Source organism: Halorubrum tibetense (genome assembly GCF_042661865.1).
Lineage (GTDB): Archaea > Halobacteriota > Halobacteria > Halobacteriales > Haloferacaceae > Halorubrum > Halorubrum tibetense.
Genome location: NZ_JBHSWW010000542.1, coordinates 1 through 874 on the forward strand (window position 1 = coordinate 1; position 874 = coordinate 874).

Here is an 874-nt window from a genome sequence, read left to right on the forward strand (position 1 = left end):
AGATGCATTAAAGCAAACCAAAACTGGATTGATAACCCCTTAATTTCAACTTTAATATCCACTCCGGCACGAATTAACATATCCACTCCGGTACTAATTTAATCAACACCAAATAGACTGTGACCCACCGCACACTATCGTCCCATAGCCAGCGTACGACACAAAAATTGCTGAATGTAGAAGCCATGACTGCTTTAAGAAACTAGGTGACTCTGACACCATTTAGTTCAATGTTTCGCGAATAAACCTTGCAAACACAAAAACCATGGTACCAACTAAGGCACTCACCCCTTACAGCGCTAAGCCAAATCCCACTTTATTCACGATCGATTAGACGCAATCACCGTGCAGCCTGTTGAATTTTTTGATGTAGGAATGCAACGCCCAATAGCGCAAGACCTAACCCCATGAATGAAGCAACACGCCACAAGCCCTCTAAATCGGCGAGATCGACAAGAAATATTTTGACGATAACAACGGCCAACAACGCCATTCCTGCTCGGTAGACCGACTTGCCAAAGCGCCAACTCCCCGCCAATAGTGCAACCACGGCGCACACTAGCCAGACAACGCTGTAGGTGTACATTTCACCGGCTTTCACCGCGTGCCCCAAACTTAAACTGCCCTGCCATAGATGGCGAATTTCAAAGGTAATAAAGAAAAAGGCCGCAAACGCGGCAACCCAGAGCGCAGTTTTCTTGAAAGCAGGCTCGTAAAATCTCGCCACCAGCACCGCCATCACTATCGGCCCACCTAAGGCCAGCAAGGCAAGATTAATAATGGGTCGGCTACTGACCGATGCCCAAGCCCATGAGTTACTGGCCAAAATGGCCAATACGATGACGAGGTAATTTAACAGCGCAAAACCTAGTTG

At 47.3% G+C, this 874-nt stretch carries 1 protein-coding gene; it reads right to left on the minus strand.

The features are described 5' to 3' along the window. Window positions 1-340: 340 nt before the first annotated feature. Window positions 341-874: DUF2339 domain-containing protein (locus ACFQEU_RS16840; RefSeq protein ID WP_379784010.1), on the minus strand; the 534-nt coding region annotated here is incomplete at its 5' end.